Source organism: Anabaena azotica SJ-1, from assembly GCF_047275885.1.
In the GTDB taxonomy this organism is placed as follows: domain Bacteria; phylum Cyanobacteriota; class Cyanobacteriia; order Cyanobacteriales; family Nostocaceae; genus Trichormus_B; species Trichormus_B azotica_A.
In genome coordinates this window covers 3494749-3518166 of sequence record NZ_CP178454.1, presented here as the reverse complement: position 1 = coordinate 3518166, position 23418 = coordinate 3494749, and the positions used below count along the sequence as shown (strand labels likewise).

Sequence of the window (23418 nt, the reverse complement as noted above, 5' to 3'; positions counted from 1 at the left end):
ATATTGATTCTGGATAAATGGGGAGCATCCCAATAAAGACAAAATTATCATCTAAAAATCTCTTTATTCTTCTTCCTTCGCGCTCTTCGCGTCTTCGCGGTTCGTTTATTTCATGGCTTGTACAAGTTGAAAATACAGAAAAAAATGAACTTACACATTTGGGATGCTCCCGGATAAAGCAACCTATAATTATAAATTGATTCTGCTAGAGTCATTGTAATACAAAGCAGATAGAAACAAGTTTTTAACCCAAACCAGGACATCTTAAAAATGAGCAACAAAATCCGCGCTGTCGTCGTTGACCCCAATGTACCAGGGCGCTTGGCCTTGGGTGAGGTGAATGCACCCACACCAGCCGCAAACGAAGCATTAATCAAAGTAACTGCAATTTCTCTTAATCGCGGAGAAGTTAGACGTGCTTCCACAGCCCAGGCTGGTTGGCGGCCTGGTTGGGATCTAGCTGGAATAGTGGAAACTCCCGCCGCAGATGGTTCAGGACCACCTCAAGGGGCGCGGGTAGTAGGTTTGCTCCCCTCCGGTGCTTGGGCGGAAATCTTATCTGTACCTACACACGCTCTAGCGGAAATACCACCCTCCGTATCCTTTGCTCAGGCTGCTACACTCCCCGTAGCTGGCTTAACAGCCTATCATGCACTTAAAAAAGGTGGTTTATTGTTAAACCGTTCAGTATTAATCACAGGTGCATCCGGTGGCGTTGGTAACTTTGCTATCCAACTAGCACGGCTAAGTGGAGCTAAGGTAGTGGCACACCTGCGTCAATCTAAATATGAAACGATGGTTAAAGAAGCAGGAGCCCATGAGGTGGTCATTGGTGAAGATATTTCACCTGCAAAGGAATACGGACAATATCATCTAGTTGTAGACTCTGTGGGTGGTAATGTTCTGGGAACAGCCCTTGGGTTATTAGGACAAAATGGTTTGGCTGTTGTGTTCGGAACTACCGCAGGGAGGGATGTAACCTTTGATGCTGCTAATTTCTATGCACTTGGTGGTGCGAGTTTATACGGTTTGATTTTATTTCATGAACTGAAATGGGAACCAGCATCTGTAGGACTAAAATTACTAGGTGAGCTAGTAGAATCTGGTCAATTGCGTCCTCTGATTGATATCGAAGCTCCTTGGACAGAAATTGCTAATATATCCCAACAACTGACAGATAGACGCTTTCCAGGAAAAGCCGTTTTACACATTTCCTAACCTGATTGATCTCGTTCCCAGTCTCCGACTGGGAATACTATCACAGAGGTTCTACCTCTACTTTAGTATCAGATAGAGCCTGATATAATTCATTCCCATACTCTGTATGAGAACGAGAAAAAATTATTCAATTTTTTTGAAGCTTTTGGTAATCTTGAGGCGTATCAATGTCAATTATACCTGAAGGAAAGGGAATACTAAAAACGTCGTGATGGTGGGTTTTAATTATTTTTTTTGCTCCTACATCTTCACTCAAACTAGCTAGTTCTGAGAAGAAAATGTGGTTAAATAAAACAGGTACTCCTAATGTATCTGCATATTGACAAGCAATGATAGGTTTTCTCGTACTATGGTATGCAGCAACTAGATCATTGATGATTTCTGCTGAAAGAAACGGCTGATCACAAACCGTAATAACTACTGCATCTATGGTCTGAGAATTATTTAAAACTGAGAGAATACCGCAGCGAATTGAGGAACTCATTCCCAAATGCCAATCTGGGTTTTCAACTATTTTAATAGTAGATTCGCTAATCTCAGAACGGATATTTTCTGCATTTGCTCCCAATATTAATACTACAGGATGACAAACCGATGCGATCGCACTCTCAATGGTATGGCTCAGTAAGCTGCGTCCCTGATAGGGTAAGAGTTGTTTCGGTTCACCCATGCGAGTTGATGCACCTGCGGCTAGAATAATAATGGCAATATTTGATTCACTCATCCGATTTTAGATTTTAGATTTTAGATTAATTTCACGGATAAATTTGGGGTTTTATACCATAAAATTAGTAGCTATTTGTTCATGAGAATAGCATCTGATGGCTCAATTTTAATTTCCTGCATTTGATTTTTTTGGTTTATTGATTGATGGCGATTTCTCAAAAAACCACCATTACGATTGGTAAGTATAGCTTGAATTTCTGCAATTATAGATAATCCTATAGCTTCTGGTGTATTTGCACCAATATCTAACCCAATGGGAGCATATAACTTTTGTAATTGTTCTGGTTTATATTCTCCAACTTCTTGTTGCAAATCTGTGAATAATCTCTGAGTACGTTGCTTTGAACCCAAACAACCTAAATAGATAATATTAGATGGTATTAACAGTTTGAGAATTTCTAAATCATCAAAATAATTATGTGTCATGACTACAGCCATAGTATGTTCATCTACACATATCTGTTGAGGTAAAATTTCTCGCCGAGTGAGAATCACTTCATCAGCCATGATAAAACGTTCTTTAGTTGCTTCCATAGCTCGACAATCAAAAATAGTAACTTGCCAACCTAAAGCTTTAGCAAATTGCGCTACTGGTACAGCATCACGACCTGCACCAAAAATGATTAGGTTTGGAGGAGGCTGAATAAACTCAATAAAAACACTAACTTCACCTGATAAAAATTGATATTTATGAAAACTTGAATGTTGATTTCTTAATGATTCTTGTGCATCTTTTATTAAAGCTTGAGTTATAACAGATTCAACAATATTAGTATTTAAGTTATTATCTGAATTATCTGAATTATCTGAATTATCTGAATTATCTGAATTGAGTATTAATCGCTCTCCCACTTTAACATTATCCACACCTTCAACACTAAAAACAGTGGCAATAATACCTTGTTGTTGATTGCTAAAACACTGATGAATAAAAGCTAAAGGATTAAGTGGATCATTTTGATTAAGACGCTCAATCAAAATATCTATCACACCATTACAACCTAAACCAAATCCCCAGATAATATCTTCATCAGCATTTGTGTCATAAGTAACCACTATTGGCTGATTATCTGTCATTAAGCGGGTATGTTCAAAAACATCATTTTCTAAACAGCCCCCGCTAATCGTTCCCACCATTTTACCTGATGATGTCATGAGCATCCGCGCACCTGGTTGACGATAGGTAGAGCCTTGAACATTGACAACAGTTGCGAGAAATACAGGTTCCCTATTGTGTTGATTGTCTAAAAATGCTGTAATAATAGAATTTATCTCTTTCATTTTTCTGGCTGGATACTCCTTTTATAGCAGGACTAAAAAAATAATTGTTTTTTGCTCATCTCTTATGAATAAAATATTGTATTATCATCAACAATCAAACTTCTCTCGGAAGATCCGCATATTCTTAGCAGAAAAAAAATTAGACTGCGAGCTAATAGAAATTAATTTGATGAATAAACCTCCTGAATTTCTGCAAATTTCTCCTATTGGTCGAGTCCCTGTATTTGTAGAAGCCGATGGTACGATAATTTGGGATTCTACATTAATTGCAGAGTATTTGGATGAAACTTATCCACAATCTAGTTTTTATCCACATACTCGTCCAGAACGTCTTGAATGTCGTAAATGGGAAGAATTAGCAGATCATTTAGGTGATAATATTATAAACCTATGGATATTAAATATAACTAATAATTTAGCACCAACTCGTCAGCGCCTAAAATTAGAATCTTCAATAAAGCGTCTTTTATCAATTTTTGAGCAACAATTAGCCCAGTCTCAATATTTATTAGGCGATGAAAACTGGACAGCAGCAGATGTAGCAGCGTTATGTTCTATGGGTTACTATAGCTTGCGCTTAAATGAAGATTGGCTTTCAGAATATCCTAATTTAGGAAATTGGTTCAATAAATTACATGAACGTGATTCAGTCAAGTCAACTATTCCTATACCTTTTAATTAACTATGAATACCTCACCAACACATAATAGAACTGAACTTGAGCAGTTATCCAAACCATTGATCAAAAAAGTTGCGATTATCGGTGCTGGACTTGGAGGTTTAGCTGTGGCGATCGCACTCCGCAAACTGGGTTATGATGTGCAAGTCTACGAAAAAGCTCAGGATTTTCGTCCTATTGGTGCTGGTTTAGGCTTATTTCCCAATGGTTTAAATTTCCTGGATGCAATTTCACCGGGAATAGTAGAAACTATTAAAAATTCAGGTTGTGTAGTTAAGACATCTGTTTTGAAAAATATTCAAGGTGAAACCATCCGCGCTAACCCCGCAAATAGCTATCATAATTATGGACATCCATTAACTACTGTTTGGTGGTGGCGTTTACAACAAATTTTAGCATCTCAATTACCTGCTGAAAATATCCATCTCAATCATCGCTGCATTGGTTTTAAACAAGATGAACATAGTGTAAACATATTTTTTGAAAATGGTAAACAGGTGAGTGCAGATTTGCTCATTGGATGTGATGGTATTAACTCCGTTGTCAGAGATACTTTAATTGGAAATGGTCAACCCCGTTATTTACAAAGTATGTCTTGGCGTACTGTAATTAAATATAATCAGGAAATATTAAATCCCGGTGAACTCGGTTTTGTGAAAGGAAATAAAGATTTTATGTTTCTTCTCAATGTCGGTGAAGATTATATTTCCTGGGTATATCGTCGATTTTCACCAGATATTATGATTTCAAAAAATGCAGAAGACGCTAAATCTCTAGTTCTTTCTAATATAGCTGATTGGGGAGAATCATTGCGATCGCTTGTGGAAGCAACACCAGCAGCACAAATAGCCGAAAATCCAATTTGCGATCGCCTACCGCTCAACTCCTGGACTCGTGGTAGAGTAACTTTATTAGGTGATGCTGCTCACCCCATGTCTCCCTCCATAGGACAAGGAGCAAATAGCACTTTTGAAGATGCTTATGAATTAGCGTTATGTTTTTCTCAAGCATCTAGAATTGAAGACGCTCTAGCTAACTATGAACAGCGTCGTATACCCCGGACAAAACTAATTCAAAATCGTAGTGCTTTAGGTGAAATGAGTTATTACGCAACTGACAGAACAGAAATTGATAAGCAAATGCAAGAACAGTCAAATATGACTAGCGAAGAATTTCAAAATTGGGTTTTTAATTACAAACTAGATCAATCCCTAAATCCTGTAAATCCTTAAATCCTGGACATCCTGATATGGCTACGCCACGCTACGCTATCAGACAAAATAATCTTAATAATTAAAAACCTGTTATATATGGGCGCACACTTTCCCACTCATAACATAAGCATACAATAACCTTTGAGACTTGTCAAGTCTTAACTTTTACTGCGTCTTTGAACTTCTGCATGAGAAAAAAGAAGATTTCCCACACAGAGGTAAAAAACACCGCTAAATTAACTTATCAGGTGTAATTGGTAACTCCCGAATGCGTTTACCTGTAGCATGATAAATAGCATTTGCGATCGCACCAGAAACGCCTGTAATCCCTATTTCACCCACACCACGCACTCCAGCCGGGTTAAAGTTTAAATCCGGTTCACCCACAAAAGTCACCTCAATGCGGGGAATATCTGCATGAGTTGGGTAATGGTAGGTAGCCAGGTCATAAACCACCGGATAGCCAATATTGGGGTCAAACAGGCACTCTTCCATCAACGCTTGTCCAACACCCATAATTACACCACCACGGATTTGAGAAGCTGCGGTTTTGGCATTTATCACTTGGCCAATATCCATCACCGACACCCACCGAGTTACCCGTAAACGTCCAATTTCTTCATCTACGCTGACTTCACAAAAATGTGCGCCCCAGGACTGGAAAGCCCATTTCTTACCCTCTTGATTAGGAGCAGAAGAACCTGTAGCTTCAAAAGCAGCCCGTTGGGACTGACGCAGAGTAGTAAACGCCTCCTGGGCATTTTTAGCTTGAGCAGTTTTCAGCACTTCTTCACAAGCCACCATCACCGCTGGGATGAGGCTGGCTGTCATCTGCGAACCACCAGCCAGACCACCATTAGGTAGTAAAGAATCGCCCAAATCTACCCGTACCTTTTCTACAGGTAGCCCCAAAGCATTTGCTGCTGTACTGGCAACAATGGTATATGCACCAGTACCCATATCATTACCACTGGTGAGAACATGGGCAGTTCCATCTGCTAGTAGCCTAACTTTAGCTGATGCGGCACTTCTTAAACCGGGGAAAGTTGAAGCAGCCATTCCCCAACCAATCAGTTTGCCATCACGAGTCAGGGAACGAGGTTTTTTAGGTCTATTTTGCCACCCAAATTGTTCTGCACCTACCCGCAAACATTCCGTAAAGTGTTTAGCAGAAAAAGGTAAACCCTTCCGTTGATGTTCCTTGGTTTCATTTTTTAACCGTAATTCTACCGGGTCTATTCCCAACTCCCAAGCCAGTTCATCCATTGCTGACTCCAACGCCCACAAACCGGGATTTTCCCCTGGCGCACGCATAAATGTGGGTGTACCGACGTTCATCACTGCCAGCTGCTGCTGGGTTCGTAAATTTGGTGCGGCATACATGGCAGCTGTGATTCCTGTACAAGGTTCAGTAAAAACATCAACAGCAGAAGTATAGGATTTGGCTGTGTGTTCAATTCCCTTGAGGCTACCATCAGCATTTGCCGCTAAACGAATTGTTTGCTCAGTTTGAGAACGGTGTCCAGCATTTGCGGTCATTTGTCTTCGACTAAGAACCAATTTTAGTGGACGCTGGAGTTGACGAGCCGCAGCCGCACATAAAATACCATGAGGCCAGGGAAAAGCTTTAGAACCAAATCCTCCACCGAGAAATGGTGAAACAATCCGCACTTGCTCAGGTGCTAACCCGAAGAGTTCTGAGTATGTATTCTGGCTGCCAGATACCCATTGGGTTGGTTCATAAACAGTGAGTGAATTAGGATTTTGCCAGTGAGCAATAATGGCGTGGGGTTCCATTGGTGCGTGCAGTTCCGTGGCAGTTTTGTAGGTGGCTGTAATTTTAGCTGCGGCATTTGCCATACCTTCAGCAAAATTCCCGGTAGCAAAATTTCCCTTTTCAAATTTCAAGTCTTCCCCAAACACCGGTGGAGCATCTTTAAAGGTAGCTTGCTTGGCCTCTATAATTGGCTTTTGGGTGGTATATTCGACTTTAACTAAGTTGGCGGCATGACGCGCCCTCTCAAAGCTATCTGCTACTACTAAACCAATTATTTGCCCTGCGTAGTGAATTTGGTCATCTGCTAAGGGTAGCCGCGCTTCGTAGATTTTGGAATTGATGAAATTATTGCTGGGCTTAGAAATTTTTGGGGCATTTTTATGGGTAAATACTGCAATTACCCCTAGTGCTTTTTCTGCGGCTTGGGTGTTGATACTTTTTATCCGCCCATTGGCGATACTAGCAGTGATTAAATAACCTTGAACTAAGTTAGGAATTTGGTGTTCGGCTGCGTAGGTTGCTGCACCTGTCACCTTTGCTAGTCCATCTTTACGGTTAATGCCAGTTCCGGTTACTGTAGTCATGCGATGCCTCCTCCTTGAGCAGAAACGGTGAGGGCGCGACGAATAGCCCGTTTTGTGAGTTCAACTTTATAACCGTTGTGAGCTAAGGGTTTCGCTCCTTGTAAGGCGATATTTGCAGCCTGGGTAAATGTGGCTATATCCGCAGGTTTACCAATTAAAAATTTCTCTGCTTCTGTGGCTCGCCAAGGTTTGTGTGCGACTCCACCCATTGCCAAGCGGACATTTTTGATTTTGTCACCGGCAACTTCCACAGCTGCCGCTACAGATATTAAAGCAAAAGAATAGGAACTGCGATCGCGCAGTTTTAAATAAACTCCTGATTTCGCGAAGGATACAGGGGGCAAAATAATAGAGGTGATTAATTCTCCTGGTTCTAAATTACTATCTCGCTGCGGTGTATTTTCTGGTAGACGGTGGAAATTGATAAAGGGTATCTGTCTTATACCTTTGGGTCCTGTCACTTCCACTACAGCATCCAAAGCCGCAAGAGCTACACACATATCCGAGGGGTGAACGGCTACACATTGATCACTAGCACCAAGGATAGCGTGCATTCGATTAATTCCCGTTGCCGCTGGACAACCACTTCCCGGTTCGCGTTTGTTGCAAGGAAAAGCAGTATCGTAGTAGTAAGGGCAACGAGTTCTTTGTAAAAGATTTCCGCCGACGGTAGCCACATTGCGAATTTGTTGAGATGCACCAGAGAGAATTGCTCTAGTTAATATGGGGTAATTACGACGAATTTCCGCATGATCAGCTAAAGCCGTATTTGTCACCAACGCCCCCACACGCAGACTACCATCAGTCATCTTTTCAATACTCTGCATCTGCAACCGAGAGATGTCAATCAGTTGAGATGGCTGATCTAGAAAAACCTTCAGGCGATCGACTAAATTTGTACCACCACCAATAAACATGGCATGATGATCGGCAACGGCTCGTTTGACTGCATCTTTCACCGAAGCAGCGCGAACATAAGTGAAGTTATTCATGATACTTCCATCTCCTTGGATGCACTGACCATCACATTAGCCATGGGAGAAGGTGGTTTTTGTCCAACTACTTGTTGTACTGCGGCGACAATGCCGTTGTAAGCACTACATCGACAGAGATTCCCACTCAATCGCTCTTTGATTTCTGCTGCGGAGAGATCAGCTAACTGGGGAGGACTATTCAAATCTGAGGTAACAGAACTCACACAACCCCGTTTCACCTCCTCTAACAGAGCCACAGAGGCACAAATTTGTCCTGGTGTGCAGTAACCACACTGAAACCCATCGTTGTCAATAAAGGCTGTCTGCATGGGATGGAGACTATCCCCTGTTGCTAGTCCTTCAATGGTGACAATTTTCTTCCCTTCTTGCATCACTGCTAAGGAAAGGCAAGAATATACTCGTTGACCATCAATGAGAACTGTACACGCTCCACATTGTCCATGATCACATCCTTTTTTACTACCTACCAATCCCAGTTTTTCACGTAGGGTATCTAGGAGTGTTACACGCGGCTCAATAGTTACAGGGTTTTGCTTTCCATTCACAATTAGCGTCACATTCATCTCACCCGTGCCTTCTTGATCAGTTGTTTTTGCTACACTGGCTTGATTTAGCAATGAAGGAGCAGCTATGACTGTTCCGGCTGTAGTTAGTGCCTGTCCCAAAAAACCACGTCGGGATGTTTTTCCACGTTCATGTTTAGGTTGTTCCATGATTACTGGCTTCCTTCTGGTAAAGTCAGGATTTCCACCCCATCTTCTGTGACAACAATAGTATGCTCAAATTGGGCTGAAAGTTTGCGATCGCGTGTTACTGCGGTCCAACCATCACTCAACATCTCCACCTCATAGGTTCCTTCATTAATCATCGGTTCAATCGTAAACACCATCCCCGGTCTCAAACGCTTACCCCTACCTCTAATTCCGTAATGGGGAATATCCGGTGCAGTGTGGAAAATATTACTAATCCCATGTCCCACAAAATCCCGCACCACAGAAAAACCTTGAGCCTCAGCATACTCTTGAATAGCTGCCCCAATATCCCCAATCTTTGCATCTGGTTTCACCTCCGCAATCCCTAAACGGAGACACTCTTCTGTCACTTCCACCAATTTCTGCACCTTGGGAGAAGATGCACCAACAATAAATGTCTTAGAAGTATCGCCATGATAGCGATCTACAATGGGTGTGACATCAATATTAATAATGTCACCTTCCCTCAAGATTTGTTTAGCATTAGGAATACCGTGACAAATCACCTCATTCACACTAGTACAAATTGACTTAGGAAAGCCTCTATAGCCCAGCGGTGCGCTTATCGCGCCGTGTGCTTGCGTCCACCGTTCTGCCTCATCATTAAGTTGGAGGGTGCTGACCCCTGGTTTTACCAAAGGTTCTAAATGTTGTAACAGCTGCGCTGCCAAACGTCCAGCCCGACGCATTTTTTCTATTTCTCGCTGCGATAAAATAACTATTGGTTCGGTTTTCATCTATGACTCTTCTGTTAAAAAAATAGTTAAACCTGTTTCCGCAGCCCTGCGTGCAGCATCTGCCACCTTGAGGGCATACAAACTTTGCTCTGGAGTGACATACAAAGAAGTACCATGCAAAAGATGGTCTAATACCATTGTCGTATCTTTGGCAAATAATCCCCGACGACCACTCACATCAATCAACCTTGTTTCCTCTGGTTGAACTAAAATTCCTGTGTCACCATCCAGAATTAATCCCCCTTTTTCACCATTAATTTCCATTTTCCGTTCTGACTGCCAAAGGGATTCTCCTTTACCATAAATAACTTGAGCTAACAACCCAGTGGCAAAGTACAATTGCACCACGCATAAACAGCTTTGGTAATAATCTGACTGTGTTTCCCAATATCGCTGGTGGCAATTCACTGTCAAAACTTCACCAAACAAATCTGTGAGCCGATGTAAACGAGAAAGAGCGCCAATGAAAGGAAAGCCGAAAAGCTCATGGTTATAAGTCCATTTCCTTGGTGCTGGATGTTCCGGTTTGACAGTGCTGTAGCGGATATAAAACAACTGACCAAGTTGGAGTAAATGTTGTTTTAAGGCTTGATGCCAACCGCCCAAAAGTTCAATATGTTCGACGTGCAGCAATTTATTTTTGGCTTTGGCTAAAGTAATTAATTCTTCAGCCTCTTGAATATCTACAGATAAGGGATACTCAACAATAACGTGCTTGCCACTAGTAAGGGCTGCACGGGTGATTTGACCATGATCTCGATTAACCGTGGATATGATAACTACATCTAAATCTTTTCTTGCCACCAACTGTTGCCAAGAATCCATCACCTCAGTTTGATATTCTTGAGCCAAAGCTGCTGTTTTTTCGGAAGTATGTCCAGAAATTGCTACTAAATGTGCGCGTGTATCTTGCCGCAATGCCTCAGCCCGGAGTTTTGCCGCATACCCAGTACCAACTAAACCCACCCGCATAGTTGTATTTGCCAAAGGTGCATTGGAATTATACATGATGTTCAGCAGTTCTGTTTGTTGGGTTTTTAGATGGACATAGTTAATTGTGCCACCACTGAATTATTTACATACAGTGCATCAGCATTCTACCAAAAAGAGGAGGATGGGGAAGATGAGGGAGGTGGGGGAGGTAGGGGAGATGAGGAAGATGGGGAAGATGGGGAGGATGAGGAAGATGAGGAAGATGGGGAAGATGAGGAAAATGAGGAAGATGGGGAAAATGAGGAAGATGGGGAGGATGAGGAAGATGGGAGAGTAATTTCTTCTGTCACCTGTCACCTGTCACCTAATTACCCTAGTACCCATAAAAATTTTTTAACATCTATCTCGCTGATGATTTTACATAACTAAAACTTATTGTTAAGAAGTAACTAAATTTCATTCCTAATCGTGGTCAATTTTCGGTTACAACGTCTAACTTTTCCCGTAGTATCAGAATTGAAGCAAATCCAAAGTACCGGCTAACCCTATAGGACTAGCTGTCAGCTTTGCTTTAGGATAACTTATACTGCCGTTGTTACAAGAGAGGAATAGTAAATGGCTACTTACAAAGTCAGATTAATCAACGCATCTGAAGGCTTCGACGAAACAATTGATGTTAAAGACGATGAATATATTCTAGACGCGGCTGAAGAAAAGGGTTTTGACTTGCCTTACTCTTGCCGTGCTGGTGCTTGTTCCACCTGTGCAGGTAAAATCACAGCTGGTACAGTTGACCAATCTGACCAGTCATTTTTAGATGATGATCAAATTGAAGCTGGATATGTGTTGACCTGCGTTGCATACCCATCTTCTGACTGTACAATCGAAACTCACAAAGAAGAAGAACTTTACTAAGAGTGTCGGCATTGTACTAATAAACGTGCATTGACAGTCACACGCCACGTAGTAATAAGGAAAGAAAACTATTCTTTATCCTTGTTCTCCAATGGTCTAATACAAAATATCTTTTTCCATATTTCTGGAGAAAAACCCAGGGGAGGAACGAAGCGGTATTTTCCATTTCCTCCCCATTGTTTTTTTTACGGTAGGGAACAGGGAACGGGGAACAGGGGAAAAATTAGTAATTACCAATTACCAATTACCCTACTTGTTCAAGAATGATTTAATCTCGTTACTGAGTGGTTGAAGTTGAGTACCGGGATAATAGAATTGGAGAATTTTTGCACTTGACCAACCTAGCTTGGCTAAGTTTTGAGCGCCTGTTTGACTCAAGCCTACGCCATGTCCTAGTCCACCACCAATAAAGGCGTATCCCCACACATTTGGTTGACCTTTGTTGATAGGTTGCAGGTAAAACAGTGTGCTGCGGGGAGCAGCGAAGGCACTACGAACTTCATCTTTGTGGAGGGTAAAAACTCCAATATCAGTTTTCACAGCCAGATCCAATATTCTGCCACTTTCGCTGCGTTTGGTGATTGCTATGGCCTCAACGGTTTTCAATTTGGCATAGGGACTTTTTTTCACGCGCAAAAATTTCTGTAAGTCCTTGGTAATATCTTCTAGACTGGTTTGTTTGTGCCAACGAAAAACATCCCAGGTGCTTTCATTAAATCCTTTTTCCAAGTTAATAAACTGTCGGAAGTTCTTTTCATCTGCTAAACTTTTTTCCGATAAGTTCCAAATATTTACGGCTGCATCTATTACTGGCCGCAAATAAGGACGATCTTCACCATTCCAAACATCGCTAAAGGAGGCGGTGACTCCACCTGTAGTGGAAGAATAGAGTGCGTCTACTAATTCATTATTATAAGTTAGTACCATTCCTCTGGTAGCTGCGATCGCTTGATCTGTTGTCTTCGCTACTCCATTTAGTCCATCATAAACTTGACAGTGTGTATCCGCACATAACTGGTAATCATCAATAGCAAATCTACGTAAATTCCTGAGCGCATAAGTACGGGCAATCACAGCCTGCGCTTCCAATGACGCTTTCGGCGCACTCGTGCCAATTTCATAAGGCAACACTCCCCGCAAATAAGTTTCTAAAGGTACTTTGTTGACTAAGGAGTAAGTACCGTAGGCATTGGGCTGTAAATTTATCCGCCCTGCAAAAAGACGGGCATTACCTGTGTTTTCGCCTTGATTCACCCGAATTAAGTTTTTGTCTGTGGTTATTTCTAAATAGTTTTGGCTATATTGCTTACCTTTGATTTCCCAACTCACTCGCGGTACTTGTTTGAGTATTTGGGTATCTAGATAGGGAAGTTTTTGTCCTGATGCTTGTATGCTTTGTAACAACAATCGCCTGACTAAAGGCGTGCTATAAACATCTCGTTTCGCCCATACTTGCCAGCGTTCGGGTTGAGCTATTTCCACTTCTATTCCCTGGGAACGCCAGTTTCTGGCACTATCTTCTGCTGTTTCAAAGGTGCGGAAATCTCCCAAAACCACTACCTCTTGTATTTTTGGTTGAGGTAAGGTTTCCATCACTGTTTCTAGCTGCACGGGGTTGGCTGTCACCAGAGTTTGTGGCTGATTACCTACTGTCCATTTTAACTGCAAGCGATCGCCTTTAGTTGGTGTCAATTGTAGCTTGGCTATGGGTTTCGCTCCAAATCGCTGGATAATGCCAATTTTGAGTTCCACATCTTGGTTATTATTCACAGGACTTGATGCAGCCGTCAGTCCCAATAAGCAAAATGTTGTCAGTATTTTGTAGGCAGAACGCCAAAAAAAAGTGTTCATGAAAACTCGATTTTGCTCCCATGGTGAGGCTTCGGGGCAGATTTTGGTTTGTTTTGTAGCGTTTTTGTGTCGCACAACCGTTTCCATGATATCACTGTCTGTCTAATATCAACTATTTGCAAAATAAAGTCATATCGACTATGATTTATCTAAGATATCAAACAAAAGTCCTATGGTAAGGATTCAAGAAATTCCCATAAATCAAATTCAACGTCCATTACCACGTCAGAACGATCCCCAGAAAGTAGTATCTTTGATGGCTTCCATTGCCGAAATTGGTCAGCAAGAACCGATAGATGTGCTAGAAGTCGATGGACGTTATTATGGCTTTTCTGGTTGCCATCGTTATGAAGCTTGTCAGCGTTTGGGTAAAGAAACCATCTTAGCCAAAGTTCGCAAAGCTACTCCTAGCGTTCTCAAAATGCATTTGGCTTAAATTAGGGTGTAGGAAAGAAGAAAAACTTTTTCCTCTGACCCCTACCTTTTGCCCTGTGAAAGCGAAGATAGAAAAACCAGGACTTTGAATGAACTACCTCTAGTTGGCTTCGCCTGAACTAGAGGCTTCTGCATCCTCTAGTTTAATATTAGCGAAGTTACTTTGAGATTTTTGACACCAGGAGTTCCCAAAGCTAAGGAAATGATCAAGTTGTTAGTAGAGGGGCAAGAGTCCGTAGTCAGAACTGCACGATCAATCTTCCCATTGGTAGATGAAGTTAATGACGAACCCAGTGCAGACTTATTAACTCAAAGAATGCAGGTTCATGAAAAAACTGATTGGATGTTGAGAAGTTTGTTGGAAGATTGAAGATTTTAAGCAGGGTGTGGGGTATGCCCGTCAATAAATCGCGAAGGATCTGGGCTTTAAACGAGGGTGTCGCGGGAGATGTTGATTTTTTTTCTTTACCCCTCTACACCCTACGCCATAGCTTTGGTAAAAACGGGGTATATTTGGGTAAGGGTGTGTTAAGCTCCATATTTTATGCCCGATGATGATTTGACCCAAAAGTTGCAACATTTAATGCAATGTGTGGGTATTTCCAGTTTTAAATCTCTAAGTGATGCGGCTGGTGTCTCAGAACGCCAAATATTGCAATTGCGGAGGGGAAAGCTCAAGCAAATGCGAATGGAAGTGTTGCTGAAATTAGCCAAAGTCTTACAACTATCATTGAGTGAATTGGCTGTAAATTTTTCAGATGCGAGTTCTGATTATCAAGTGTTGAATTTAACAGTCCATACTCAAAATTTAACTCAAAGTTTAAATACTGACAGAGATTTAGTACAGGAAAATACAAATTTAAAAAGAGAGTACGAGCGAATTGTGCTGATGCTGGAACAACAGAGAGAGTTATTACAGCAGGAGTTTCAGGAATCAGGTTTGCAAATCTTGGAGTCTTTATTGTTGTTCTGGCCGACAGCAGCGCAAAAAGCTAGAGAAAATCCTCAGCTAGAGGCTATGAAAATACTGCCTTTGGTACAAAAGCCTCTTGATCAATTATTGCAGGCTTGGGGGGTGGAAGCGATCGCCTCTGTGGGAGCAGAAATACCTTATAATCCCCAATTACATGAATTACTGGCAGGAGTAGCACAACCAGGAGAAATGGTTAAAGTATGTTATATTGGATACCGTCAGGGTGAAAAACTGCTCCATCGAGCTAAGGTGAATCGCCTCTAATTGGTGATTTATCTCCATACTGATGGCACAAACGGAATTTTAAATTTTAAATTTAAAGTTTTTGATTTGTTGCTCATCAATTACTAGCTCAAAACTATTATTTATAAGTTCATATCTAACCATTTTCAATAAAATTTTATTGGCTAATTTATAATTAGTTGATGATCTTTTTTCGGAAAAAATTCACATATTTTAGAAAGGATTTTTTTTATAAATTTTCTAGTTTAGTATATACTAGCTACAAGAGGTCTATTGATATCAACCAGAGTAACCTAATCATGAATCAAAAGGTTAAAGTTCTTACACTTAAAAAAAATTTAAACGCCCAAACCTCATCAGAGTTTCAGCAAGCGATTGGCATAATTCTGGAAAGTGGCGCTGAGATTGTGTTATTAGATTGTCAAAATATTACATTTCTGGATAGCTCTGGTTTAGGAACTCTAGTTTTGGCTTTTAAAACACTTCGGGATGCTGGCAAAAAAATGGTTCTTTGTTCCATTAACGATCAAGTGAGAATGATATTTGAATTGACTAGTATGACTGAGATATTTGAAATATTTCCCAGCAAAGATGAGTTTAATCAGATTGTATTAGCTAAAAATTAATCGAACTTAATTTGTAGGATAGATAAATCATCATCAAAGGCTTCTTTGGAGTTTAAATTGATTAAATAATTCAGGATATGTTCAAGTTGGTGATCAACTGAATGTTGTAAACTAACTAGCAACTGAATAAATCCATCTAGACTCCAAAGAGTCCCATCTGATTTAGTAATTTCATAAGCACCATCACTAAAAATGTAAAGGCTACTGAAGTTGTCAATCTTGCAAGCTCTATCCACATATTTGGCTTCAGGAAACATTCCTACTGGCATACCAGGTGTTTTTAATAGTTTTAATTCTGTAGTAACAGAAGATTTTCCAGAAACTAAGATTGCGGGTGGATGTCCAGCACTTGCATAAGTTAATTGGCGATTGATACGGTTATATACCCCATACCAAATAGTAAAATATTTATCATTTTGATAATTCATTTGAAAAGTATCATTTAAAGCTGTTAAAACCTGACTAGGTTGATAATAATTAAGTCCTTTTAGCGCCCTAGAGCGAAGTAGATTCAATACAGAAACAGAGGGAAGAGTTGCTCTGAGTCCATGTCCAGCAGTATCTAATAAGTAAATTGCCACACAATCAGAATCAAGCCAATAATAATCAAAGCAATCACCTCCTAGTTGTCGAGAGGGAATAAATCGAGAGTTAATAGCTAGAGGTGCAGACATAGGTAAAGGTAGAAGGGATCTTACATATTCTGCTGCTTCTGCTAGTTCTGTTTCTAATAATAATTTTTGGCTTTGTAAATCTCGATTTAACTGATGTAGACGTAATCCTGCTCTAACTCTAGCTTGAAGCTCATTTTGTTCTATAGGTTTGGAGATAAAATCATCAGCACCTGCATCTAGTCCCTTGACACGATCAGCAACTGAATCTAAGGATGTTAATAAGATAAAAAATGTGGTAGATAAATTGGGATCTTTTTTAATGCGATCGCAGACTTCTATCCCTGTTAAACCTGGCATGATCCAGTCACAAATAATTAGGGCTGGAGGACAAGCAAGTGCCTGTAAAATACCTTCCTGTCCATTACTGGCAGTAATTACTTCATAGCCCTGTTTTTCCAACATCCTTTTTAGGAAGATTTGTATTGAATAATCATCATCAATTACTAAAATTTGAAACATAATATATATCGCACACAATTAATATTTTATGCAGAAATAAAAATATCTAGCACCGCAGGGCGGAAATCAACAGTCAAAAGTCAAAAAACTTATTCTATAGGCATTTCATTGACTTGGAATGGTTGGTTTATTTACGCCGTGCTGTACTAGTAGCGGTTTAAAATCAGTAACACAGCCAGTTTTAAACAGTAAGTTTAAAAAACCTCGCTTTCAATTATCCCTGAGGCTATTATGTTGGTGCAAGAGGATTGAGCCATAAAAGGATGATTTTTCTTAGCTGGTTTAAATCCCGATATACCTCTTGCTTAAACCATTGTCCTAAAGCATCCAAGGGAGTAAAAGAATTTCCTGCTTGCCATTTAATCTCTTGACCTAAAGGTGTGGTGTGATTTCCAGCAAGAGTTTGTGTTGTCACCATTTCTGGAAAGCGATTTTGTAAAATTTTCGTTAAAACTGCTGATTGATCAAGATTGTCATTACTAAATTTTATTAATAAGTTACGCCTGATGCGATAACGTTCTTCTACCAGCTGGTTAGTTTCCAAAGGTGTGGGAGTAAATTCAATTGCCAAAGTAGAGTTTAATTGTTCTACTAGGGGTATGGCTTCCTTCGCAGTATAGTTGTTAAAAGAGATGAGTATATTCCCCGCTCGTTCTACTTTAAAAAGGCTGCCAATTAATAAATGAAGTTTGCAACCCATACTGTGACCAACACCATAAATTGGCAAATAAAGCTTGCGTAATTGCCCTGTGTCTTGTAATCGCTCTAGGGTACGTTCAAAGTTAATCAGTACAGATTGTGCGATCGCACTATGATCTAAGGTGTTGACAAAAGGTGTAGCAATAACAACGTATCCCTTAGCTGCCAACTGTTCTAATAACCAGCGGTAAGTCAGGTGAGGTGCAGTAGCGACAAATGCACCCCCCAAAAAATGGATGATTCCGATGGGTTTGGGTGGAATAATTACCCAGTTGCCTCTGATGTCTTTCCAGTCCATGTCAATGTGCGATACCTACGCTAACGCTTGATTCATGTTCTTTAATATTACTCTGTTCCTGCGGGAAGATTACCTGTAATCTTTAACAGGGTGTAATTTACTAAAAATATAAATATATCCTCAGCTTAACCTAACAACTGTACGGCTGCATACCAACGTCAATATCTATAACAATCTGGTTTGATTCCTGTATCCCTTACGGGAAGTAAAGCCATAATTACTCATTAGGTCAGAGAATGGTTTTAACCTTGGCTGTGTAACCTACTCATTTCGTGCTGCACATCTAAAGCAATTTGCAAAGCTTCATTTAATAATCGTCCATGTTCAGTTGCTTGTTCAGTAACTTGCATAGATGTTAAAGTAGCTAAATTATTGGCAAACAACTCAGAATTGCTTAAAATAAAATTCTTATTTTCTCGTAAAATTCGTTCTGTTTTTAATGCCCTTATTAAATCTGATTTAGTCAAATTAAGAGCGGCAATAACTTTTTTTCTTTGCTTGATACCTACTTCTAAATTACCAGCTTCTTCAATTTGATCATTAATATTTATAGCATTAATTACATCATTGTATCGTTTTACATCATTGAGTAAAATTCGCAAAGAATTTGTCATATTACTTTTGAGAAAATTATTTTTAACCTTCCAGATCATATATAAAATTGTCTGGATAAAACCACCCATCCACACACTAAATAAAATTAATAGTATTCCAGATGGTATAGGAATTTTAATAATAAAGATTTTGAGAAAAATATCAAACAAAAGATATGCAAAAACAAAAGTACAACAGCCAATAAAAACTACGGTAGCACCTTCAGTACCTCGCATTTTTTCTATTAAGTATTTACCCAATTTTTTTAGAGATTTTGTAATAAGTATCAATTCATTATGAACAGGTAAATTAGTCAATTCTTCTAACTGTTGATGACTAATTTCTAAGCCTACTAAATCATCCCGCACAGTTTCCCAAACCTCATTAAAATAGTAATTTACTCTAATATAGCAATCAAATTTCGGGAATGGTAATAAGCAGAGGATTTTACCAAAACTTTATCTAAATTAGATAAAAAATTGATTTTTTCCCGATAGAATTTATTAAATTTATGCTGCAATCAATTATTATAGTTTAACTCCCCGGATAGATGACAGCAAATATTAATACTTGTAAATGAATTTATGTATTAATAATAGCGAATAAATAAAATCCACTCACAGTAAATATAAAGAGGACAGTAACAGCATAAACTATGACATCTCTAAGAAGAAATAAGATCCAATCTTTCCTCAGATCTTGTTTAAATTTCATTTCCCTTAACTTGCGATCAAGTTCCACATCTTCTTTGGTAGGAAAATTAACGGTATTACTGGCATATATATCATCAAACATTTCTGCTGCCGTTTGTGTGTGATCTTCAGTTTCTAAAGTTTCGGTAAAATTTTGCAATTCCTGATTTATTGGAGTTGAAACTATTGGTAAGTTGTATTGATTTATGGCTTTTATTTCTTTTTTGATTACTTTTTTGACAACTTTAACCACCAATGCTTCCAAACTTTTATCAGCCATGTGTTTTTAAGTTAAAGAATTTCTATTGTGCTATTTTTAAGTATAATTCAATTGTTTGACCAACAACTGATGTTAAGGCTACAGCATTGCAGGTTGTAGACAGTACAAAGGAAGCATAAAACCTCAATGCTAATTGTTGCTGTATGATTAAATGAAAGCCAAGTCAAGTTAATTAGGGTAAAGGTAAAAATGGTAACTGTGGTTGTCCTATTTAACATCATCCTCTCCCTGATCCTCTTGTATGTAGCTTGGCAAGTTTGTCAACTTACGCACAAACTGGGAATTATTGCAGATAGGTTAAACTCCTATGAACACGCTACTCATGTTGTTCTGTTTATAGCACCAGCAAATATTTATACAGGACAACAGCAAATTTATAACTTGCGGCAAAAAAATCAAAACCTCAAACTTCAAATTCAACAGGTGCGGCAAATTCTGAACCTTCTATTGCTGGGGAGAAATATTTGGCAGAGGTATCTATGACTGAAAACAGAGTGTGGGGTGTTGATGTAGCATACCGAAGGTAAACAACAGAAGTTTCCCTGATTATTAAAAGCAAGTTCACATACTGATACATTGTCAGCAGAGATTGACCATATAAAATCCTCTGACTATTGCCAGGGGTGAAAACCCACCTAAAATGGGAATTAAGGAGATAAACAATAACAATGTCTAATAACCGTTCTGGAGTATTTATTGGCGGCTTGATGCTAGGGGCTACTATCGGTGCTTTAACCGGGTTGCTAGCTGCTCCCCGCACAGGTCGAGAAACACGCAAACTGTTGAAAAAATCTGCTGATGCTTTACCGGAATTGGCAGAGGATATATCTACAAGCGTGCAGATTCAAGCAGACCGACTTTCAGCCAGCGCACTCAGAAATTGGGATGATACTTTAGAGAGATTGCGGATAGCGATCGCAGCTGGAGTTGATGCGACTCAACGTGAAAGCGAAGTCCTCAGACGGCAAAATTCACCTGAAAGCCAAAGCGCAGATCCTCTAGTCCAGCATCTGGAACGCTGATAAATAACACAATCGTAATTGATCAATACTTTTTTGCTAACATTAAAGCTCACATCACAATCTAGGATTCTCGGCATCGTTAACAACTAAAAAATCTGATTGTTTTGTTCTTTTGCAACTGGATGCAAGTTTTCCTATGTTTCCAGCATATCATTTTTTGTTAGGAAAAGTTACAAAAATCAGCGTTTTGGCTACTGTTTATGAACCCTCTGTTTTGGCTGGGACTGTCCATCCTCTTAGTCGCTGCTAGTTTAACTGCTGTATTAGTAGCGGCTATACCCGCTTTGCAGGAGTTAGCTCGCGCTGCTCGCAGTGCCGAAAAGTTGTTTGATACTCTCTCCAGAGAGTTACCACCCACTCTTAACGCTATTCGAAATACAAGTTTAGAAATAACAGATTTAACCGATGATGTGAGTGAAGGTGTCAAAAGCGCCAGTCAAGTCGTAAAACAAGCAGATCAAAGCCTCGATAGCGCCAGAAAACAAGCACAGAATATTCAAACCAGCACACGCAGCGTATTAGTAGGAATCAAAACTGCATGGCGAACTTTTACGCGCCCAAAGACGAGTAAACGCAGCAGCATAGAACGCTTACCAATGAATGATCAACCACAGCTAACTTTACGAGAGAGAGAAATGCTGAGGCCAGAAAATAGGCGCACAGAACCAGAAACGTACCGCAACAATAATGGTTACAGCAAAGCTGTGAATTGGGAAAATGATTTTAATGAGGTAGATTTAGTTTCCAAATCAGCCCCTTTGGAAGATTGGTCTGATTGATAGAGCGTGTGTGTGGGATGAGGGAAATGGGGAGATGAGGGAGATGAGGAGGATGAGGGGGATGAGGTAAATGGGGAGATGAGAGAGATAAAGAAGATGAGGAGATGAGGGAGATGAGGGAGATGAGGGAGATAAAGATTTACCTTCTGTCCTCTGCTCCCCTGCTCCCCTGCTCCCCTGCTCCCCTGCTCCCTGCTCCCTGCTCCCTGCTCCCTGCTCCCCTGCTCCCTGCTCCCTGCTCCCTGCTCCCCTGCTCCCTGTTCCCTGTCACCTGTCACCTGTCACCTGTTCCCTGTTCCCTTAGATTAGAGTAAAGTAAACAAGTGTAAAGAAGTATCACTTTTCTCGTACTCTTTAAAAACAACTTGTTCATTTCTGCCCTTAATATTTGTATAAAAAATTCCATGCAGCTTTGTTTTTGGCGACGATTTTTGGTATCCCTTGCAGTATTTTTCTTTGCTGGATCAATTTGGGCGATTAATTCTCCATCAGCCCTAGCTTATGAAAACCCTGATTTACTACCTGACAGATTTACACCAGTAGTGGATTTGGCTAAAACTCTACCTGACCCCCAAGAAGAAAAATTAGTCAAAGAGTTAGAACAGTTTGAAACTGATACTGGCTGGAAATTGCGAGTATTAACCCAGTACGATCGCACTCCAGGGAGAGCGGTAATCAAATATTGGGGTTTGGATGATAAAAGTATTCTGTTGGTTGCAGATGCTCGTGGTGGTAATATTCTCAGCTTTAGCGTGGGTGACGCGGTTTATGAACTTTTACCACGCACATTCTGGATTGAACTGCAAACCCGTTTTGGTAATTTGTACTTTGTGCGCGAACAAGGAGAAGACCAAGCCGTTCTGCAAGCTTTGGATTCAGTGAAAGGCTGTTTACTCAAAGGTGGTTGTAATGTCGTTCCTGGACTACCAAGGGAACAATGGATTCTCACCGTGATTACGTCAGCTGTTGGTGGAGTCATTTGTGGTTTTGCTGCTCAACCCCGCAATGATAAACAAATTTTTGCTTGGCAATGGGCGTTAATTTTCTCACCTTTGTGGGGAATTTTGTTTATTGCTTTCGGTATTGCGCCAGTAATAACTCGTACTAGTGATTGGGTTCCTTTGGTTCGTAATATTTCCGCTTTTTTAATTGGTGTTTTGGTTGCCTATTTGTCTCCTGTTTTCAGTCGTCCTTCTTCCAGCACCGAGTCATAAAAAAACAGTCTGAAAGCCCCGCATTTATTTGTGGGGTTAATTTATAAGAAAAAAGGCTGAAGGAGTTATAAACCCCCGGATAAATCCGGGGGGTGAATCTATTAGTGAGCAAGCTATGCGGGTGTAAACTTCAAAGATACACCATTCATGCAGTAACGCAAGCCAGTAGGTCTAGGTCCATCATTAAAAACATGGCCTAAATGTCCACCACAACGACTGCAATGTACTTCTGTTCTAGTCATGAAAAATGACCGGTCTACAGTAGTAGCGATCGCACCCTCAATTGGTTTAAAAAAGCTTGGCCAGCCAGTACCACTGTCAAACTTGGTTTCTGAGGTAAACAAAGCCTGTCCACATCCAGCACACACATAAGTACCAGGCTCATAATTTTTATCCAGAGGACTAGTATGAGCGCGTTCTGTACCATGTTTCCGCAACACATGAAACTGTTCTGGTGTTAAAATCGTTTTCCACTCTTCTTCAGGTTTGGTGACTTCAAACTGAGTATCCGCAGCTGCCATAGTTTCCGAACTCCCATTGATATAACGTGAAAAAAAAGCTGTGCCAACTAATACGGCACTAATTTGTAAAAAATGGCGTTTATCCATATATCTATTATTTGCTATTTTTTCCTTCCTTAACCAAGTTCTCCCCGATCAGGATTTATCCATCATTAGCGATCGCCCTGAAAAATCCCTGATAACTGCATTAAAATTACCTAAAAAGAGTTTAGAGTTTGGGATGTAGGGGAAAAACTGAATGTTTACC

25 protein-coding genes and 1 pseudogene are annotated in these 23418 nt (G+C 40.2%); 13 read left to right on the top strand and 13 right to left on the bottom strand.

What is annotated here, in order from left to right; translation table 11 throughout:
- Window positions 1-270 precede the first annotated feature (270 nt).
- Window positions 271-1218 carry a zinc-binding dehydrogenase gene (locus ACLLO5_RS15615; protein WP_413171423.1) on the top strand — a complete coding sequence of 316 codons (948 nt, stop codon included), beginning with the start codon at window positions 271-273 and terminating at the stop codon, window positions 1216-1218.
- A 127-nt stretch (window positions 1219-1345) separates the two neighbouring features.
- Here the strand turns inward: ACLLO5_RS15615 and ACLLO5_RS15610 are convergent, their stop codons facing one another.
- Both ACLLO5_RS15610 and ACLLO5_RS15605 read right to left on the bottom strand, forming a co-directional pair.
- Window positions 1346-1942, bottom strand: coding sequence for a nucleotidyltransferase family protein (locus ACLLO5_RS15610; RefSeq protein WP_413171422.1), 597 nt, complete (start codon window positions 1940-1942; stop codon window positions 1346-1348).
- A 71-nt stretch (window positions 1943-2013) separates the two neighbouring features.
- Window positions 2014-3225, bottom strand: a complete 1212-nt coding sequence (locus ACLLO5_RS15605; RefSeq protein ID WP_413171421.1) for an XdhC family protein — start codon at window positions 3223-3225, stop codon at window positions 2014-2016.
- 64 nt (window positions 3226-3289) lie between these two features.
- On the opposite strand from ACLLO5_RS15605, the gene ACLLO5_RS15600 reads away from it, so the two are divergent.
- Window positions 3290-3907 (top strand): glutathione S-transferase family protein, encoded by a 618-nt coding sequence (locus ACLLO5_RS15600; protein WP_413171420.1) that lies wholly within the window; start codon window positions 3290-3292, stop codon window positions 3905-3907.
- Window positions 3908-3909: 2 nt separating this feature from the next.
- On the top strand, window positions 3910-5136 hold the full coding sequence (locus ACLLO5_RS15595) for an FAD-dependent oxidoreductase (RefSeq protein WP_413171419.1): 1227 nt from the start codon (window positions 3910-3912) through the stop codon (window positions 5134-5136).
- 213 nt (window positions 5137-5349) lie between these two features.
- On the opposite strand, the gene ACLLO5_RS15590 is transcribed toward ACLLO5_RS15595, so the two are convergent.
- The 5 genes from ACLLO5_RS15590 to ACLLO5_RS15570 are packed head-to-tail and all read right to left on the bottom strand — an operon-like array spanning window position 5350 to window position 10971.
- The gene (locus tag ACLLO5_RS15590) at window positions 5350-7479 is read right to left on the bottom strand and encodes a xanthine dehydrogenase family protein molybdopterin-binding subunit (RefSeq protein ID WP_413171418.1); all 2130 of its coding nucleotides are present in this window, start codon (window positions 7477-7479) and stop codon (window positions 5350-5352) included.
- Entirely contained in the window at window positions 7476-8471 is a 996-nt protein-coding gene (locus tag ACLLO5_RS15585) for an FAD binding domain-containing protein (protein ID WP_413171417.1), read from the bottom strand. The genes ACLLO5_RS15590 and ACLLO5_RS15585 overlap by 4 nt, the downstream gene beginning before the upstream one ends.
- Window positions 8468-9187, bottom strand: coding sequence for a 2Fe-2S iron-sulfur cluster-binding protein (locus ACLLO5_RS15580; RefSeq protein ID WP_413171416.1), 720 nt, complete (start codon window positions 9185-9187; stop codon window positions 8468-8470). The genes ACLLO5_RS15585 and ACLLO5_RS15580 overlap by 4 nt, the downstream gene beginning before the upstream one ends.
- Window positions 9188-9189: 2 nt before the next feature.
- Window positions 9190-9963: a type I methionyl aminopeptidase gene (gene map, locus ACLLO5_RS15575; RefSeq protein WP_413171415.1), complete on the bottom strand. Its 774-nt coding sequence runs from the start codon at window positions 9961-9963 to the stop codon at window positions 9190-9192.
- Entirely contained in the window at window positions 9964-10971 is a 1008-nt protein-coding gene (locus tag ACLLO5_RS15570) for a Gfo/Idh/MocA family protein (RefSeq protein ID WP_413171414.1), read from the bottom strand.
- Between the two features lie 33 nt (window positions 10972-11004).
- Between ACLLO5_RS15570 and ACLLO5_RS15565 the strand changes: the two genes are divergently transcribed.
- The gene (locus tag ACLLO5_RS15565; RefSeq protein WP_413171413.1) at window positions 11005-11325 is read left to right on the top strand and encodes a hypothetical protein; all 321 of its coding nucleotides are present in this window, start codon (window positions 11005-11007) and stop codon (window positions 11323-11325) included.
- 186 nt (window positions 11326-11511) lie between these two features.
- Window positions 11512-11811, top strand: a complete 300-nt coding sequence (locus tag ACLLO5_RS15560) for a ferredoxin (protein ID WP_413171412.1) — start codon at window positions 11512-11514, stop codon at window positions 11809-11811.
- A gap of 249 nt (window positions 11812-12060) precedes the next feature.
- Here the strand turns inward: ACLLO5_RS15560 and ACLLO5_RS15555 are convergent, their stop codons facing one another.
- Window positions 12061-13662: a SpoIID/LytB domain-containing protein gene (locus tag ACLLO5_RS15555; RefSeq protein ID WP_413171411.1), complete on the bottom strand. Its 1602-nt coding sequence runs from the start codon at window positions 13660-13662 to the stop codon at window positions 12061-12063.
- Between the two features lie 172 nt (window positions 13663-13834).
- Between ACLLO5_RS15555 and ACLLO5_RS15550 the strand changes: the two genes are divergently transcribed.
- From ACLLO5_RS15550 to ACLLO5_RS15535, 4 genes and pseudogenes are all read left to right on the top strand, one after another.
- On the top strand, window positions 13835-14098 hold the full coding sequence (locus tag ACLLO5_RS15550; protein ID WP_413171410.1) for a ParB N-terminal domain-containing protein: 264 nt from the start codon (window positions 13835-13837) through the stop codon (window positions 14096-14098).
- Window positions 14099-14272: 174 nt separating this feature from the next.
- Window positions 14273-14467 (top strand): annotated as a pseudogene (locus tag ACLLO5_RS15545) (Dps family protein); the annotation flags it as partial.
- A 174-nt stretch (window positions 14468-14641) separates the two neighbouring features.
- Window positions 14642-15334, top strand: a complete 693-nt coding sequence (grpE, locus tag ACLLO5_RS15540) for a nucleotide exchange factor GrpE (RefSeq protein WP_413171409.1) — start codon at window positions 14642-14644, stop codon at window positions 15332-15334.
- 278 nt (window positions 15335-15612) lie between these two features.
- A complete protein-coding gene (locus ACLLO5_RS15535; protein ID WP_413171408.1) occupies window positions 15613-15939 on the top strand; it encodes an STAS domain-containing protein in 327 nt (108 codons plus the stop codon).
- On the opposite strand, the gene ACLLO5_RS15530 is transcribed toward ACLLO5_RS15535, so the two are convergent.
- The 4 genes from ACLLO5_RS15530 to ACLLO5_RS15515 form a co-directional block, all read right to left on the bottom strand.
- Window positions 15936-17072 carry a PP2C family protein-serine/threonine phosphatase gene (locus ACLLO5_RS15530; RefSeq protein ID WP_413171407.1) on the bottom strand — a complete coding sequence of 379 codons (1137 nt, stop codon included), beginning with the start codon at window positions 17070-17072 and terminating at the stop codon, window positions 15936-15938. The two genes, ACLLO5_RS15535 and ACLLO5_RS15530, sit on opposite strands and share 4 nt — an antisense overlap.
- Window positions 17073-17301: 229 nt before the next feature.
- Window positions 17302-18069, bottom strand: a complete 768-nt coding sequence (locus tag ACLLO5_RS15525) for a DUF1350 family protein (RefSeq protein WP_413171406.1) — start codon at window positions 18067-18069, stop codon at window positions 17302-17304.
- A 242-nt stretch (window positions 18070-18311) separates the two neighbouring features.
- Window positions 18312-19031: a hypothetical protein gene (locus ACLLO5_RS15520; RefSeq protein WP_413171405.1), complete on the bottom strand. Its 720-nt coding sequence runs from the start codon at window positions 19029-19031 to the stop codon at window positions 18312-18314.
- A 214-nt stretch (window positions 19032-19245) separates the two neighbouring features.
- Window positions 19246-19635, bottom strand: a complete 390-nt coding sequence (locus ACLLO5_RS15515) for a hypothetical protein (protein ID WP_413171404.1) — start codon at window positions 19633-19635, stop codon at window positions 19246-19248.
- Window positions 19636-19824: 189 nt separating this feature from the next.
- On the opposite strand from ACLLO5_RS15515, the gene ACLLO5_RS15510 reads away from it, so the two are divergent.
- From ACLLO5_RS15510 to ACLLO5_RS15495, 4 genes are all read left to right on the top strand, one after another.
- Complete coding sequence (locus tag ACLLO5_RS15510; RefSeq protein WP_413171403.1) at window positions 19825-20118, top strand: hypothetical protein; 294 nt, start codon at window positions 19825-19827, stop codon at window positions 20116-20118.
- A 185-nt stretch (window positions 20119-20303) separates the two neighbouring features.
- Window positions 20304-20657 carry a YtxH domain-containing protein gene (locus tag ACLLO5_RS15505; protein WP_413171402.1) on the top strand — a complete coding sequence of 118 codons (354 nt, stop codon included), beginning with the start codon at window positions 20304-20306 and terminating at the stop codon, window positions 20655-20657.
- 200 nt (window positions 20658-20857) lie between these two features.
- Complete coding sequence (locus tag ACLLO5_RS15500) at window positions 20858-21436, top strand: DUF948 domain-containing protein (RefSeq protein ID WP_413171401.1); 579 nt, start codon at window positions 20858-20860, stop codon at window positions 21434-21436.
- A 404-nt stretch (window positions 21437-21840) separates the two neighbouring features.
- Complete coding sequence (locus tag ACLLO5_RS15495; RefSeq protein WP_413171400.1) at window positions 21841-22650, top strand: TPM domain-containing protein; 810 nt, start codon at window positions 21841-21843, stop codon at window positions 22648-22650.
- A 113-nt stretch (window positions 22651-22763) separates the two neighbouring features.
- Here the strand turns inward: ACLLO5_RS15495 and msrB are convergent, their stop codons facing one another.
- Window positions 22764-23258: a peptide-methionine (R)-S-oxide reductase MsrB gene (gene msrB, locus ACLLO5_RS15490; protein ID WP_413171399.1), complete on the bottom strand. Its 495-nt coding sequence runs from the start codon at window positions 23256-23258 to the stop codon at window positions 22764-22766.
- Between the last annotated feature and the right edge of the window lie 160 nt (window positions 23259-23418).